This window comes from Acidilutibacter cellobiosedens, assembly GCF_004103715.1.
GTDB classification, from domain to species: domain Bacteria; phylum Bacillota; class Clostridia; order Tissierellales; family Acidilutibacteraceae; genus Acidilutibacter; species Acidilutibacter cellobiosedens.
On the sequence record NZ_CP035282.1, the window covers coordinates 209757 to 226387 of the forward strand.

The window sequence follows — 16631 nt, forward strand, 5'->3', positions numbered from 1 at the left end:
TTTTGGCCAGAAGAAAAACTACAAAAACTCCTCCCATGAAGTTTTATAAAAAATTAGTGCTAAATCAATTTTTTCTCAAACTTTTTGGTGTAAATAAATTTGAAGAGTTAGCGGAGGAGCTAAAAAAGGTTAAAAACGAAGGATATACTGGGGAAAACAACACCTATTACTATGAATATTTAACATTAAATTTTGCTGATAAATGTAGTATTGCTAGAGATGAATTGTTAAAGTATGATGAAAATATTGTAAGACACACCTTTAGGATATCTGAAAGAAGAGAGCAAACTATAAAATGGAAATACTTTCAATACCTTTCTCTGCTTTTTACGGAAATATATTTGGAAAAATATTTTAGAGATAAAAACAGATTACTTGAAGAATTAAATGAATATGTAGAGGAATTTAATTGTGATAAAGATAAACAGGATAAAATAGAAAAATATTCTCTAGAAGATTTAAACAAAATTGCTTTTTGGAATGCTACAGGGGAACGTGTCATAATAGTGATGGGTGCAATAAATGCTTTGAAATCAAGGATTTCAGGAACTTTTATAAAAATAATTCATGCATTGCTTAGAGCAATTAGACTCTAATTGTTGTGAGCAGTGCATGATGAGGAAAGATTTAAGTTTTTTAATAAATCATAATAATAGATGAAAGGTGAATACTATTATGCAAATAACAAAGAATCAACATTATGTTCCTCGTTTTTATATGAAACCATTTTCAATGATTAAAAATGAAGGAACAAAAAAAGAAAAAGTACTAATATCTTTTTATCAATTTAAGGGTAACTTGTTTAGAGATAATATACCAACTTCTTCTGTTTGTTCGGAAGATTTTTTCTATGATGAGGATGGGAAAGTAGAAAATAAACTTGCTGAAGAAGAAAACAAATGGGGAAGTACAATTTTAAAAATTAATCGTGGTGAGGTACTAACAGCAAATGATATTAAAAATATCAGAGAATTTACTGCATATCAGATAAGTAGGACTAAAGCGATGCTTGCTCATAATCAAGACATGGTTACAACAATACTAACTGATGTTTTGTATAATCGAAATAGTGATTTGAATAAGTCCGTTATAAATGAGATGGTTGAAAAGAAAGTTGAAAGTGAAATAACCTCTGAGTATAATTTAGATTTTGTGAACGATATTTTATCTACTATTGATGATTTAAAGATGATTATTTTAGAAAATAAAACGGATATTGCTTTTTTTACATCAGATGTTCCTGTAATTATTGTTAATCCTTTAGGGATCCATCGTGCTGGTCTGGGGGATATTGGTACAGTTGTCTTTTTTCCGATATCTCAAAAAAAGATGGTGATGTTTTATGATAGTAAACTTTATGGAAAAATCGCAGAAGAAATACAGGATTCAGAATGCATTTATACTTTTAACAAATACCAATATGTTAGTGCGGACGAGAGAATATTGGCGTTGAATTCGATAGAGTTTGAGAAATTCATACAAGACAAGGAATTGAATGCTTTTCGAGAAAAATTCCATGTTTCAGCAAAAACCACCACGAGTTATGACGGCATCGGTACATTTATGGCTGCTAAGTCGAGGAGTATTGAATACTATCTTGATATTCCTATACTTAAATTACCAAAATCATTAAAAAAGATACCAAGAGACTTTAGAGAAACATTTCCACGTAACTACAATTTTAAAACTAGAAGGGCAATATTATGTAGGGTTTATCGTGAACCGGATTTCATTAAAGAAGAAAAACTCAAAAATCATTGGAGACAAATGCAAGAATATGCAAAAGTATTACTAGAATATTTAGATTACTACTGGAATACGCCAAAGGAAGATTGTGTTATCTCAGGAGAGTTTATGAGACAGTTAAAGGAAGTCCCAGTGAACTTTTTTCCCACGAGAGAATTGTAAATAGTATAGTAAATATAAGTTTGTATCAGACTGTAAAACTTTAGTTTAATAAATTAATGAATATTAGCGGTTCAGATGTAAAAGTCTGGGCCGCTTTTTTTATTTCCCCTAGAAAGGAGGTTACCTAGATGGTAAATGATGATGTCAATAACAAAGCTATAAACATTGAGATTAAGGTTGCACAGTATTCTGCAAAAGCTATTTTAAAAGCAATGAAAAAAATCATGGAAGATGCTGCTGAGAAAAGTCAGCCACTTGCGGAATATCTTAGCGAAAAAAGAAAAACTAATTCAAGAAAGCTTAAGGATATGGTAAAGAAGGGTCAGATTGAAAATATTGATTTACAGAAAGGTGAGGTCAAGGAATTAAAAAAGCAGCTTAACCGATACGGAGTTAATTTTTCTGTTATGAAGAATAAGGAATCAGGGCTTTACTCTGTATTCTTCCAAGCCAAGGATACCAAGGTTATGGATTTAGCTTTTAAAAAGGCTATAGAAAGATCTGAAAAGAAAGAAAACAAAAGGGAGTCTACAAAAGAAATACTAAATAAATTTAAGGAAAGGGTGAAAAATATGGCAGTTAAAGACAAGGTTAAGGAAAAACGTCATGAACATGAGAGATAAAAGGACCAGGCATTTAAGAGAAATCTTAGGTGTCTTTTTTTATTGAGATGAGGTGAAGTGAATGGATTTTGACTATTTTTACGGAAGAGATGCTGAAAGTTTTAGGTTTATCCGTTTGCCTATAGTTCTTATTGAAGATGAAAAGTTTAAAGGTCTATCAATAGATGCTAAAGTGCTTTATTCCATGTATCTATCAAGGAGTGCCTTATCTTATAAGAATAACTGGATAGATGAAAATGGAAGAGTATATATCTATTTTACTGTTGAAGAAACAGCTGAACAACTAGGCTGTGGCATTAAAAAGGCAGTTAAACTTATAAAGGATCTTGAAGAAATTGGGCTTATAAAAAAGAAAAGAGCAGGACAGGGTAATCCTACTAAAATTTATGTTAAAGATTTTATGAGTATTTTTAGAAATGGAAATCCTAGACTTGTCATAAGGGAAAATCAAGACTTGTCAAAAGGACAAGTCAAGAATGGTGATTTTGATAATTCTGGAATGGTCAAAAGGGAAAGTCTAGACTTATCAAAAAGACAACCTAACTATATAGAGAATAATAAGATTGATAAGAGTTATATTGATTTTAGTGGAAAACAGAAAAAAGGAACTTTCCTTAATGTAATTATTTCTGATGAAGAAGAAAGCAAATTAGAGGATAAGATTCCTAATCTAAATGATTATATTGAAAGATTATCAGCCTATATGCAAAGTACAGGAAAAACCTATAAAGACCATGCTTCAACAATTATGACCTGGTATTTAAAAGATAAGAGAGAAGGAAAGCTTAAAAGTGAAAAAACCTATACAGGTGATCCTTTAGACTATGAAAGCGAATGGAACTTAAATAATTAGAGAGGTAGAGAAAATGGAAGATAAAATAAAAACAATTGAAATTGATGGAGTTGAATTTTCTTTTAATGCAAATAAAGCCTTTGAAAAAGATGGACATGTTTACTGTAGACAGTGTGGTGAGCAAATAGATTCAGAACCACTTAGCTATCTTGGAAGTAAAAAAATAATATTTGGTAGAGGATGTAAATGTGATAGAGAAGAAGAAGCTAAAAGAAAAGATGAAGAAATGGCAAATCATATTAGAAGACTTAAGGAAGAATGCTTTACTACCAGCAGAAACCTTATAAGTTGCGATTTTGATAAGGTTATAGAGCCTAAAAGACAGGAAGTTATTATAGGAAAAAACTTTGTTAAGAACTTCAAAGAATTATCAAAAGACAATAGTGGCCTTATATTTCATGGAAATGTAGGAACAGGAAAGACTTACCTAGCAGCTTGTATTGCAAATAAGGTTATAGAGGAGTATCAAATAAGAGTTAAGATGAGAAATATTCCTCAGATTATAAATGATATTGAAAAACGTGGCTTTGATATTGATAAGAATGAGTATTATAGGCGGTTATCTAGTGTATCCCTTCTTATTCTTGATGATTTTGGGATTGAAAGAAATACAGAATATGTAAATGAAATGGTCTATCAGATTATAAACACTAGGTATGAATCAAAGAAACCAACTATTATTTCAACGAATATTCCTCTTGGTGTGATTATGAATGGAAGTAATGATATTGATAAGGAGAGGATTTATTCAAGGATTAGAGAGATGTGTATTCCTGTTAAGATTGCAGGAAAAGACATTAGAACAGAACTGGGAAGAAAAAAATTAAGAGAAACTAGAGACCTACTTTTAGGAGATAGATGAGGTGAGAGAAATGTATAAAATAAAGGTATTTGAAAATAGAGAGTTTGGACAAATAAGGACAATATTAATTGACGATGAACCTTGGTTTGTTGGAAAAGATATAGCAGAAGCTCTAGGGTATAAAAGACCAAGTGATGCTATAGCAAGCCATGTTTATGAAGGAGATAAGCTGAAACGGTGTTTTACAGTATCAGGTCAAGGAAGAAATATGCTAGTAATAAATGAGTCTGGAATGTATGCCCTTATCTTTGGAAGTAAACTTGAAAGTGCCATAAGGTTTAAGAATTGGGTAACAAGTGAGGTTCTTCCTTCAATTAGGAAATATGGGGGCTATTTTACTGGTCAAGAAGAAATGAATGATCAAGAACTTTTAGCAAGAGGCTATCTAGTAGCCTTAAGGCAAATAGAAGCAAGGACAGAAGAATTAGAAGGTCTTATTCCTAAAGGAGAGTTCTTTGACAGATTTATTTCCCTAGGAGATTGCACTTGCCTTAGGGATACTGCAAAGGAATTAGGAATAGCTCAGAATAGGTTTATAAATATACTTATAGATAGAGGATACCTTTATAGAAATCAAAAGGGGAAGCTTAGATTTTACTCAACTTCAGCTGATTACTTTAAACTTAAAGATTATATCAATAAATACAATGGAGAATCTGGAGTTTATACAGTAGTAAGACCAGAGGGAAGAGCATATTTTTTCTCTTTACTTAAAGAAATGGGAGAAATTTGAGGGAATAGGAGATGATTTTGATGTTAATGTTAAATGAAAAAAGTTGTATTGACTGTGATGAGTTTGAATTTGATAAACACAGTGAAGAAATAGAAGAACTAATGGAAAAGCTAATACAACTAGAAGACTATGATTGTGTAGTGCTTCATAAATATATAGATTTAGCTCATAAGGACAGAGAAATGAAAGTTATAAATTCAAGCTTATGGGACATATACGAGTTAGTTGAATATGCAGATTTTAAAAATGGTGTAGATATTCTTATTGATGATGAAGGATTCTTAAACCTATTAGTTTACGGACAGACCTATAGGATGGATGGAAATGATTATTTTATCAATTCTATTTTCAAAATTATCCCACGAGATAAAGACTGGAACTTTCTTGATATATCCGATTTTTTACTTGATGGAAAGGAAGTAAAATTTTCAGAAAAGCAGTTAGATAGAAAAAAGAAATCAACTATAGAACTTCTTAATGAATATAAAGGGAAGGTAGATAAGATTTATCCTGTAAATAAGGAAGAAAAGAAAAAGGAAATAGGTGAGGAAAGATAAGGATCTCCAGGTTAAGGAGGTGGGGATTTGAGTGTAATAGAAGAAATTAAAAAAGACATAAAGGATTTATTTCGTGTGCAAGATAGAAAGGCTTTTATTAAAAAGAATATACCTTATCTTGCTTTTTTCTATTTAGGAGATATTTTTTCTCGCCATGTAAATTCATATGTAGGAGGTGATGTAATTGACCGTATATTACAAGCGGTCATGGAAATAGAAACAATGAGTTATCTTCCAAGTTTTTATCCAAGGGATTTACTTGTAGGTCTTATTCTAGCTGGAATAGTGAAGCTTATTCTTTATAGCAAGAGTAAAAATGCAAAGAAATTTAGACAAGGAGAGGAATATGGTTCTGCAAGATGGGGTAATGCAAAAGATATTGCTCCATATATGGATGATGATTTTAGGAATAATATTCTACTAACTCAAACTGAGAGAATTACTATGAATAGTAGACCAAAGACTCCTAAGTATGCAAGAAATAAAAATGTACTTGTAATTGGGGGTTCAGGTTCTGGGAAAACAAGGTTCTTTGTAAAACCTAATTTAATGCAATTACATTCAAGCTATGTAGTAACTGATCCTAAAGGAAGTTTACTTCATGAGTGTGGCAAAATGCTAGAAATGAATGGATATGAGATAAAAACTCTAAATACCATTAATTTTAAAAAGAGTATGAAATACAACCCCTTTGCCTATCTTAGAAGTGAAAAAGATATTCTTAAACTGGTTCAGACAATTATAGCAAATACAAAGGGGGATGGTGAAAAAGCAGGGGAAGATTTTTGGGTAAAGGCTGAAAGGCTCTATTATACAGCCCTTATAGGATACATCTTTTATGAAACTCCTAAAGAGGAACAAAACTTTACAACCTTACTGGCCATGATAGATGCAAGTGAAGTTAGAGAAGAAGATGAAAACTTTAAAAATGCAGTAGATTATATGTTTGAAGCCTTGGAAGAAAAGGATCCTGACCATTTTGCAGTTAAGCAATATCGTAAATATAAGTTGGCAGCAGGAAAAACTGCTAAATCTATCTTAATTTCATGTGGTGCAAGATTAGCTCCTTTTGATATTAAGGAACTTAGAGAGCTAATGAGTGAAGATGAAATGGAACTAGATACCCTAGGGGATAGGAAGACAGCCTTATTCGTTATAATTTCAGACACAGATGATACTTTTAATTTTGTTGTATCACTAATGTATTCTCAGATGTTTAATTTACTCTGTGATAAGGCTGATGATGTATATGGAGGAAGACTTCCTATTCATGTAAGATGTCTTCTTGATGAGTTTGCAAATATTGGATTGATTCCTAAATTTGAAAAACTTATAGCAACAATCCGTTCAAGGGAAATAAGTGCTTGTATCGTTTTACAGGCACAATCACAATTAAAGGCAATTTACAAGGATAATGCAGATACTATTATAGGTAACTGTGATACAACTTTATTCTTGGGAGGAAAAGAAAATGGAACTTTAAAAGAGATTTCTGAAACACTTGGTAAAGAAACTATTGACTTATTCAATACATCAGAAACAAGAAGTAATCAGAAGTCCTTTGGTCTTAACTATCAGAAAACTGGAAAAGAGCTTATGAGTAAAGATGAACTCTTTGTAATGGATGGAAGCAAGTGTATTATGCAGCTTAGAGGTGTAAGACCTTTTCTTTCAGAGAAGTTTGATATTACAAAACATAAGAATTACAAGCTTTTAGAAGACTATGATGATAAGAATTACTTTGATGTTGAAGAGTATATGAAAAGGCAAGGTAAGGCAAGACTTAACAAGGAATCTATAATAACAAGGGTGTAGGTGAGAATATGAAGGTGAAGGTGAGAAGTCCCTCTTGAAAAAGTGGACAGCTAAGTTAATAGATTTGATTTATAGCGATTGGATTAGAAAAAAAGTCCAGTCGCTTTTTTTATTGTGTGCCCAGCTTGGACAACAACTTAGTGGTGAAAGTCCACCACGGGCTTGGTAGTAGGAACCGTTAGCTAAAAGCAAGGGTGTCCGCAGTGATGTGGAATCCGAAGGAAGCTAGAGGCAAAGTCCCGAACTGACGAACAGAAACCATATAAGGCTGACTTAGAGCGGACGAGTTTGCAATACAAAACAAAGTCCAATACTACCCGAACTCTATACAGTAAATATGGCAGTTACATGGGATGAAGGTTGTTGTTCTTACCTGGGGAGGTCTCATGGACAAGGGGAAACAGAGTAAGAACCTTGGTTGAAACAAGATTTATCATGAGAAGTCAGCAGATACCATAGTACCATGGAAATCTAGAGTTCATGGGAAGGGTTGAACTATAGGAGATGAAGTCAATGAAAATTACTGAGAACACGATTGAACGCAGAAAACAGAATAATGACACCATCACCAACCGTGGAGATAGTGTGGAACATAAAGGCCACGGAAATGGGCAAAGTGTTTCAAGGATAATTGAAAAGGATGACATCAACACCAACAAACCAACAGAAAAGACTTTAGAACAAATTCTCTTAAGAGACAATATGAATAATGCCTATTTAAAGGTTAAAAGAAACAAAGGGGCAGGTGGAGTTGATAAAATGGAAATAGATGAACTTCTAGAACATTTAAAAACTCACCGAGAAGAAATTTTAAAATCTTTACTGGAAGGTAGCTACAAACCATATCCTGTAAAACGGGTAGAAATACCCAAAGAAAACGGCAAAATTAGAAAATTAGGAATACCAACATTAACAGATAGGGTAATTCAACAGGCAATACTACAGGTTTTAAGTCCCATATACGAGGAACAATTCGCAGACACAAGTTACGGATTTAGACCCAATAGAGGTTGTCATGACGCACTAAAGAAATGTCAAGAATATGCAAATCAAGGATACTGGTATGTTATCGATATGGATTTAAAAAAATTCTTTGATACTGTAAATCAATCTATGCTTATAGAAATTCTATCAAGAACAATAAAAGATAATAGGGTAATATCCCTAATTCATAAATTTCTAAACGCAGGAATTATGGACAGAGGAATGTTCATAAAAAGTGATGAAGGAGTACCCCAAGGGGGCCCCCTTAGTCCACTACTAGCAAATATTATGCTAAATGAACTAGACCAGAAATTAGATGAATGGGGCTATTTATATGTAAGATATGCAGATGACCTTTTAATATTTACAAAAAGTAAAAGGGCTGCTGAAAGGCAATATGAAAGAGCTAGTAAATATATAGAAGGAAAATTAAAACTTCAAATAAATAGAGAAAAGACTCAAATATCTAAATTAAGTCAAATAAGATATCTAGGATACGCCTTTTATAAATATGGTGGAAAGTGCAGATTTAGAGTACATCCTAAAAGTATTAAAAGATTAAAGGATAAACTAAGAACTGCAACAGGTAGAAGTAATGGAATGAGCATAGAAGGAAGAAAAATAAAACTCAATCAAATAATAAAAGGTTGGGTACAGTATTTTAAATTAGCAGACATGAAAAGTATTATGCAAGATATTGATGAATGGTTAAGAAGAAGAATTCGTATGATAACATGGAAAAGGTGGAAGAAGGTTAAGACAAAAGGCGAAAACCTTCAGAAACTTGGAGTAGCTAAAAGGAAAGCATGGAAATGGGCAAATACAAGAAAAGGCTATTGGCACATAGCCAACAGCCATATACTTGCAACAACCCTAACTAATGCTAGGTTTGAAAAACAAGGATATTTAAGTTTTTATAAATATTACCTTGAAGTCAGAGTGTAAACTATGGAACCGCCGTATACGAGACCCGTACGTACGGTGGTGTGGGAGGTCAGTAAATAAAATAATTATTTACTTCCTACCCGATTCATAAAAGAAAATGGGAGGCAAAGATTTAAAAATGGCAACTTATAAAGAAAGAGAAATGAAAAATGTAACAGCCAACCTGGTAGGGGAAGTGAAAACATCTTACTTTGAATGGGATGGAGAAACAATTAATGTAACAAATTTTTCCCTTGTGGAAAAAAAGAACGGTAAAAGGCAATATACAAACTGTTCAGCCTATGGCCAGTGGTCAGAAGTAGCAAAAGACCTTAAAGTAGGTGATCTTGTTCATGTTTATGGTTTCATTAAAACTAGAAAGAATAATGACAAGGTTTATAGGAACTTCATTGTAAAGCATATGAATAAAATTGAAAAAGAAAATAAGGAGGAAAAATAATATGGCATTTTTTACAGAAGGAATAGCAGTTTTAAAAACATTAGTCTCAGCAATTGGTGCAGGTTTAGGGGCTTGGGGAGTAATTAATCTTATGGAGGGATATGGAAATGATAACCCAGGAGCAAAATCACAAGGAATTAAACAATTAATGGCAGGTGGGGGAATTGTGCTTATTGGAATGAAACTAATACCTTTACTTGCAAATACACTTAACTAAGAAAGAGGTAGATAAAATATGTTTGGGCTTTTCGATAAAATAACTGAGTTCTTTCAGGAGATTTTCATCGGAATTATCCAGGCAAATCTTGAAGCGATGTTCTTAGATATAAATAACAATGTAAGTCTTGTAGCTACGGAAGTCGGGAAAACACCAAGTGGCTGGAATGCAGAAGTATTCAGCTTTGTGAAGAATATTAATGACACTGTAGTTATTCCCATAGCAGGAATTATCATAACCGCCGTCTTGTGCATAGAACTCATAAATATGGTGATGGAAAAAAACAATATGCACTCTGATACTGATACATTCGATTTTTTCAAATATATTATCAAGATGTGGATTGCAGTATGGCTTGTAAGCAATGCTTTTACCTTCTCGATGGCAGTATTTGATGTATCACAGACACTAGTAACTAAGGCGGCGGGAGTAATAAATACAAATGCAGTCCTGGATTCAATGGATGTGGCAGCAATGGTAGAGCATCTTAAAGATGAAAGCTTATGGAATCTGATACTGATAGCCTTAGATACTTCACTTGTGAAGCTTTCAATACAGGTTGTATCAATCATAATCATAGTAATAACCTATGGAAGAATGATTGAAATTTGCTTGTATAGCTCAGTATCAGCAATTCCATTTGCAACCATGGGAAATAAAGAATGGGGACAGATTGGAACAAATTATATCAAGGGATTATTTGCACTTGGGCTTCAGGGATTGTTTCTTATGATATGCCTTGGAATTTATGCGGTACTTGTAAAGACAATTCATGTAACCACAGATATTCATACCAGCATATTCGGAGTTCTTGGATATACGGTGCTTCTTGGAATTATGATGTTAAAGAGTGGAACAATTGCAAAGAGCATAATGAATGCTCATTAAAATATATTTAGGAGGAATGTAATTTGGAACTTAAAAATAAGAAAGTAATAGCAGGTCTAGCACTTGCAGGAGTAGGTCTTATAGCTTCTGAAATTAAAAAGAAAAGGAAGGTAGATGAACTTACAAAAAGGGTTTACTATACAGAGGATTTTTTAGAAGATCTTAATGAAAAAGCATGGAGCTTAAATAGGTCTATGAAGGAGATTGCCAAAGCTCATAATAGCCTTATAAAAATGGCAACTGATGATTATGAAGACTTTGATGATAGAATCTATGAAATTGAAAATGAAATTGCTACTATCTATAGTCATCTTGCAGAACTTGATAGGATTAAGAAAAACAGAAAAGGAGTGGATGATACTAGAATAATATTAAAAAGTAAATCTGATGAGTTAGAAGAAAGTATAGATGATAATGAAGAAAATGAAATAGGGCTTGGAGGAATAATAGAAAAGCTAATGGAATAGAGAGGTGATAGAAAGTGGCTTATGTTCAGATACCTAAAGATTTGAGTAATGTTAAGACCAAAGTGGCACTCAATCTTACTAAAAGACAGCTTATTGGATTTGCGGTAGCAGGTCTTATTGGTATTCCAACATATCTAAAAACAAGGGGTGTAGTTGGAAATGACCTGGCTGTCTTTTTAATGATTATACTTACTATCCCTGTTTTCTTTGTGGTCTTTTATGAAAAAGATGGTCTTCCATGTGAGAAGTACCTTAGGTATGTATATCTTCATGAAAAATACCAGCCTAAAGTTAGGGTTAGTAAGGAAAAATTTATACAAATGAGGGAGGAGGAGCAAGATATAAATGGTAAAAAATCAGGTCCAGCAAAGAAATCTAGAAAAAAGAAAAAGACAGGAAGAAAAACTTCAAAAAAAGGAAAAAGAGTTAAAAAAGGCAGCAAGAGAAACAAAAAAATTAAAATCTAATCATAAGAAAAGCTCTTCATTCCTTGATTTTTTTAAGAAGGAAAAGAAAAGATACACCATAGCAGATACCATTCCTTATAAAAAGATGTATAGAAATGGAATCTGCTATGTAGGTGAAGGGAAGTACAATAAACTTATAAAATATGAGGATATAAATTATCAGCTTGCACTTGAAGAAGATAGAGACCTTATCTTCAATCAATTTGCAGGCTTTTTAAATTCCTTTGATTCTACAACAGAGCTTCAGTTGAGTTTTGTTAATCAGGTAGGAAGGATCAAGGAAATGGAAAATGCAATTACTATACCAGATAAGGGGGATGATTTTGATGAGATAAGAAAAGAATTTAGGGAAATGCTTAAGGACCAGCTTTCTAAAGGGAATAATGGTCTTAAAAAGTCAAAATATGTTGTTGTAAGTACAAGGGCAGACACTTATGATCAAGCAAAACCTGTTCTTGAAAGAATAGAGATAGATGTTCTATCTAATCTTAAAAGTATGGGGGTAAGGGCTGAAACACTTCTAGGTATTGAAAGGCTAAAGCTACTTCACGATATGCTAAATCCTGATAAAATGTTTGATTATGATGGACAAGGACTTGAAGCTAGGGACACAAGAAAACTTATAATGCCTAGTACATTCAAGTTCATAAGTCCTAAATATATGCAGATGGGAAATTATATCTGTGCATTGAGCCATTTTCAGATTCTAGCTAGTGAACTTTCAGATAGGTTCTTATCAGAAATTCTTTCTATTGAAGATAATATGTATGTAAGTCTTCATATTCATGCTATAGACCAGGTAGATGCAATCAAGATGGTAAAAAGAAAGAATACTGATCTTCAGAAAATGATGATTGAAGAGCAGAAAAAAGCCGTAAGAGCTGGTTATGATATGGATATTATTCCATCAGACCTTAATGTTTATGGTAATGATATAAAGAATCTTTTGACTGATCTACAGTCTAGAGATGAAAGAATGTTTTATGTAACCTTTACAATTATGAATTTAAGTAAAAACAAGGAAGAACTTGATAATACAATAGCTCAGATTTCTTCAATATGTAATCGTAATAACTGTGCATTAAAAAGACTAGACCACCAACAAGAGCAAGGCTTTATATCTATCCTGCCATTAGGAGTAAATAAGATTGAAATTAAAAGGCAACTTACATCTTCATCAACTGCTGTATTCATGCCTTTTACAACTGAGGAACTATTTATGAGTTCAAATACAAGTTTATACTATGGGCTTAATGCTCTTTCCCACAACCTTATAATGGCAGATAGAAAGAAATTAAAAAACCCTAATGGACTTATTCTTGGAACACCAGGAGCTGGTAAGTCCTTTGCTGCTAAAAGAGAAATGGCCAATGCTATTTTAGTTACTGATGATGATGTAATTATTACAGATCCAGAAGGAGAATATGGAAGTCTTGTAAAGGAATTTAATGGTGAAGTAATTAAGATTTCAGCAAAGTCAAAGGATTATCTAAATCCACTTGATATCAATATGAACTATGGAGATGGAGATGCACCTTTAAAGGATAAGGCAAACTTTATAATGAGTATGCTTGAACTTGTAGTAGGTGGAAGTGGTCTAACTGCAGCTGAAAAATCTGTAATAGATAGGTGTCTTCCTAAAATATACAAGGACTACTTTGAAAATCCTATACCTGAGAATATGCCTATACTTAGCGATCTGTATAATCTTCTTCAAAAGCAGGAGGAAAGTGTGGGAAGAAAACTAGCTACAGAAATGGAAATCTATGTTACTGGTTCTCTAAATGTATTCAATAATAGAAGTAATGTAGACCTTAACAAAAAACTTATATGTTTTGATATAAAGGAACTTGGAAATCAACTTAAGAAAATAGGAATGCTAGTTATTCAGGACCAGGTATGGAATAAGGTTTCCTCAAATAGGGGAGCTAATAGGGCTACAAGATATTATATTGATGAGTTCCACTTGCTTCTAAAGGACCAGCAGACTGCCCAATATTCAGTTGAAATATGGAAGAGATTCAGAAAGTGGGGTGGAGTTCCAACAGGAATAACGCAAAATGTGAAAGATCTTTTAGGAAGTGCTGAAATTGAAAATATTTTTGATAATACAGACTTTGTGCTAATGCTTAATCAAGCATCTGGAGATAGGGAAATCCTAGCAAAAAAACTTAAGATTTCTCCTTTTCAATTAAACTATGTTACTAATTCTAATGCAGGAGAGGGATTACTATTCTTTGGGAATACCATAGTTCCCTTTGTAGATAAATTCCCTAAAGATACGATTCTTTATCAGAAGATGACAACAAAACCTGAGGAAGCGGAGTAAAGAAATGAATGAGAAAAAGAAGGGGAAAAGGAGAACTAATCTCGACATAGGTAAACGTAAAAAAGTAAAGGACTATAAAGAAAAAAGAACCCAAGATGGGGAAAGGTTCCAAGACTCCATTGTAGAAACAAAGTCTAAATTAAATAATTTTAAGAAGAATAATGAGCCTACTGATAAGAATAGTGGGCTTTCCTCATCTCAAAAACAAATAAAGAAACAAATGGATAAAGAGAAAAAAGTGGATAGTAAAATTCCTGAAACAATTGATTATAGTAGAAAAGAAGAAAGGATAGGTGATTCAAGCAATTTAGAAAAAAGAACTTCAGAAAGTAGCCAGGTAAAATGGACTATAAAAGAGCATAAAAGTCTTGATATAGGTGGAAGAAAAAAGACTAACAATTACCTTGGCAAAAGAGTCCATGAAAAAGATAGATTTGATGATTCTATTGTAAAGAAGAAAACAAAATTAAATCATAGCCAAGTAAAAGCTAGTGATGGGAAAAATGAAATAGCTGAAGACAAGGAAGATATTACAGGAGGTGATAGGAATCTTTCAGATAGTTTAAATGAGAAAGCTAGTTTAAATGAGAAAGCAATAAATAAAGATAAAAGAAAAAAGCAGAAACAGATAAATAATCTGAAAGATAAAGAAAAAACCAATAAGTATGAAACTCTAGACAAAGAAACTAAGATTTATGCTTTACTTGCAAAAGATACTGATGATCCTACTGTTTCTGATAAACATGATAATGAGATAAAAGCAGATGATTATGAGGAAACAAGCTATGGTGTAGAGAGTTTTAAAAAGAATGGCAAAGTTTCAAAGAAAGATTATTACAAAAGAAAAGCTATTTATGATAATCAGAAAAAGACGAATAAAAGGAAAGATGGCAAATTAACCACAGATGGTGTTAAAGACCTTAAAGATGGCATGGCTAATAGGGCAGGTGAAAAATCTTCATTTGAAAGTAAAGGTTTTAATGAGAGGGCAGAGAAAAAATATCAGAAAAATGAAAGTAAATTAATTCAGAAAAGGAAAAAAGCAAGTAAGCTCTACAATAAGCGTAAATATGATAAGACAAGTAAGCTTGTAGGAGGAATATCTGGAGCAAGTTACATGGCTTCTGAATACATGAGAGCTGGAAGTGATGAAAATGTAGCTATTGACGCAGCAGATAAAGGTTTATATCTTAATGCAAGTATGACAAGACAAGCCCAGAATAGACTTCAGAGAAAAAGAAAAAGTCCCTTAAAGGTTGAAAGAGAATTGGCTTTAAAACATCAGAATAATATGGCAAAGGCTGAATATCAGACAGAAATTGAAGCTTTGAGAAAAGAAAAAGATTTTCAGAAGAAGAGTGCCTACAAAAAACTGATTAAGAGAAAGCAAATGAAAAAGAAAATTTATGAAGAGCAAAATATTGCAGTTACCTTCAAAGATAGACTTAAAAAGGGAATTGAAAATATTTCAAAAGGAAGTTCTCAGGTTATAAGAAGAAATATTAGGAGACTCCTTATTCTTCTTGCAGTCGTTATTATAGGTTTTATGACCTTAAGCCAGATTGCAACTTTTTTTCTTGGTGGAATATCATCAGTAACAAGTCAAGTTATGAGTACCACATACTTGTCAGGCGAAGATACTCTTGCAGATATAAATAGTGAATTTACCAACCTTGAGTATGAATTGGCAGATGAACTTGCCAATATTGAAAGCTATTATCCTGGATATGATGAGTACCATGTAGGGGGAGATACTGATATAGGGCATGACATTCACGAGCTTTTAAGTTTTATAACTGCTAGATATGGAGAAGTAACCAATGCTTCAAGCCTTAGTGGAGAATTAAAAGATCTATTTAATAAGATGTATAAGGTTGATTATGAAACTGTGGTGGAAACCAGATATAGGCAGGTATGCTATGGAAGTGGTGAAGATAAATACTGTGTAATGGAGCCTTATGACTGGTATATTTTGAAGGTTACAGTTGAGAAAAAAGAACTTGATACTGTAGCAAGGGAGGAATTTGCTGGATATGAGGACAATCTTGCTCATTATGAAGCACTTCTTGAAACAGGTGGCAATATGGAATATTACTTTGGAGGAAGTGGTGTAACTCCTGTTATTGCAGATAGCACCATAGTAGGGGATCTTATAAACAATCCTAATCTTTCAGATAAAGAAAAGGCTCTTGTATCAGCAGCATATAGGACACCCACTGCAGGTAACGGCTACTGTGCTGCATGGGTAAGTAATGTTTATGTAAATGCAGGTTTCCCAAGACCAGGTGGGAATGCTTGTGATCAGTATTATTGGTACTGTGATAGCAATGATCTTTCAAAGCTTAGACCTGGAATGATGGTAGCAGTACCCTCTCATAATCATACTAAGGCTGGGAAAATTTATGGTCATGTTGGTATTTATGTTGGAAATGGTATTATAAGAGAGAATATCGGTATTGTAAAAGATACTAAGCTTTCAGATTGGATTGCCTATTATGGTAATAGTGCAAAATGGGGATTCCCCTATTAAAAGAAGGAGGGCTT

General features: G+C 32.9%; 15 protein-coding genes and 1 pseudogene. All 16 read left to right on the forward strand.

Translation table 11 applies throughout. The features are described from left to right. Positions 1-2 precede the first annotated feature (2 nt). On the forward strand, positions 3-596 hold the full coding sequence (locus EQM13_RS01100; protein ID WP_128751677.1) for a hypothetical protein: 594 nt from the start codon (positions 3-5) through the stop codon (positions 594-596). A 79-nt stretch (positions 597-675) separates the two neighbouring features. Further along, positions 676-1908 carry a DUF4238 domain-containing protein gene (locus EQM13_RS01105; RefSeq protein WP_128751678.1) on the forward strand — a complete coding sequence of 411 codons (1233 nt, stop codon included), beginning with the start codon at positions 676-678 and terminating at the stop codon, positions 1906-1908. Positions 1909-2036: 128 nt separating this feature from the next. Next, on the forward strand, positions 2037-2531 hold the full coding sequence (locus tag EQM13_RS01110) for a PcfB family protein (protein ID WP_128751679.1): 495 nt from the start codon (positions 2037-2039) through the stop codon (positions 2529-2531). Positions 2532-2592: 61 nt separating this feature from the next. Next, the gene (locus EQM13_RS01115) at positions 2593-3384 is read left to right on the forward strand and encodes a replication initiator protein A (protein WP_128751680.1); all 792 of its coding nucleotides are present in this window, start codon (positions 2593-2595) and stop codon (positions 3382-3384) included. A gap of 13 nt (positions 3385-3397) precedes the next feature. Next, entirely contained in the window at positions 3398-4246 is an 849-nt protein-coding gene (locus EQM13_RS01120; protein ID WP_128751681.1) for an ATP-binding protein, read from the forward strand. A 10-nt stretch (positions 4247-4256) separates the two neighbouring features. Beyond that, on the forward strand, positions 4257-4979 hold the full coding sequence (locus EQM13_RS01125; RefSeq protein ID WP_128751682.1) for a phage antirepressor KilAC domain-containing protein: 723 nt from the start codon (positions 4257-4259) through the stop codon (positions 4977-4979). 20 nt (positions 4980-4999) lie between these two features. Continuing rightward, on the forward strand, positions 5000-5536 hold the full coding sequence (locus EQM13_RS01130; RefSeq protein WP_128751683.1) for a hypothetical protein: 537 nt from the start codon (positions 5000-5002) through the stop codon (positions 5534-5536). A 27-nt stretch (positions 5537-5563) separates the two neighbouring features. Beyond that, positions 5564-7351 carry a VirD4-like conjugal transfer protein, CD1115 family gene (locus EQM13_RS01135; protein WP_128751684.1) on the forward strand — a complete coding sequence of 596 codons (1788 nt, stop codon included), beginning with the start codon at positions 5564-5566 and terminating at the stop codon, positions 7349-7351. Between the two features lie 513 nt (positions 7352-7864). Then, complete coding sequence (ltrA, locus tag EQM13_RS01140) at positions 7865-9280, forward strand: group II intron reverse transcriptase/maturase (protein WP_128751685.1); 1416 nt, start codon at positions 7865-7867, stop codon at positions 9278-9280. A 118-nt stretch (positions 9281-9398) separates the two neighbouring features. Continuing rightward, a complete protein-coding gene (locus EQM13_RS01145; protein WP_128751686.1) occupies positions 9399-9719 on the forward strand; it encodes a single stranded DNA-binding domain-containing protein in 321 nt (106 codons plus the stop codon). 1 nt (position 9720) lies between these two features. Next, on the forward strand, positions 9721-9936 hold the full coding sequence (locus EQM13_RS01150) for a Maff2 family mobile element protein (RefSeq protein WP_106063075.1): 216 nt from the start codon (positions 9721-9723) through the stop codon (positions 9934-9936). Positions 9937-9954: 18 nt separating this feature from the next. Continuing rightward, positions 9955-10824, forward strand: a complete 870-nt coding sequence (locus EQM13_RS01155) for a VirB6/TrbL-like conjugal transfer protein, CD1112 family (protein ID WP_128751687.1) — start codon at positions 9955-9957, stop codon at positions 10822-10824. 23 nt (positions 10825-10847) lie between these two features. After that, positions 10848-11291 (forward strand): hypothetical protein, encoded by a 444-nt coding sequence (locus EQM13_RS01160; RefSeq protein ID WP_128751688.1) that lies wholly within the window; start codon positions 10848-10850, stop codon positions 11289-11291. A gap of 62 nt (positions 11292-11353) precedes the next feature. After that, positions 11354-11530, forward strand: a pseudogene (locus EQM13_RS19100) (PrgI family protein); the annotation flags it as partial. A gap of 106 nt (positions 11531-11636) precedes the next feature. Beyond that, a complete protein-coding gene (locus tag EQM13_RS01170; RefSeq protein WP_128751689.1) occupies positions 11637-14087 on the forward strand; it encodes a VirB4-like conjugal transfer ATPase, CD1110 family in 2451 nt (816 codons plus the stop codon). Positions 14088-14091: 4 nt separating this feature from the next. Further along, the gene (locus EQM13_RS01175) at positions 14092-16617 is read left to right on the forward strand and encodes a CD1108 family mobile element protein (protein ID WP_128751690.1); all 2526 of its coding nucleotides are present in this window, start codon (positions 14092-14094) and stop codon (positions 16615-16617) included. Positions 16618-16631 lie beyond the last annotated feature (14 nt).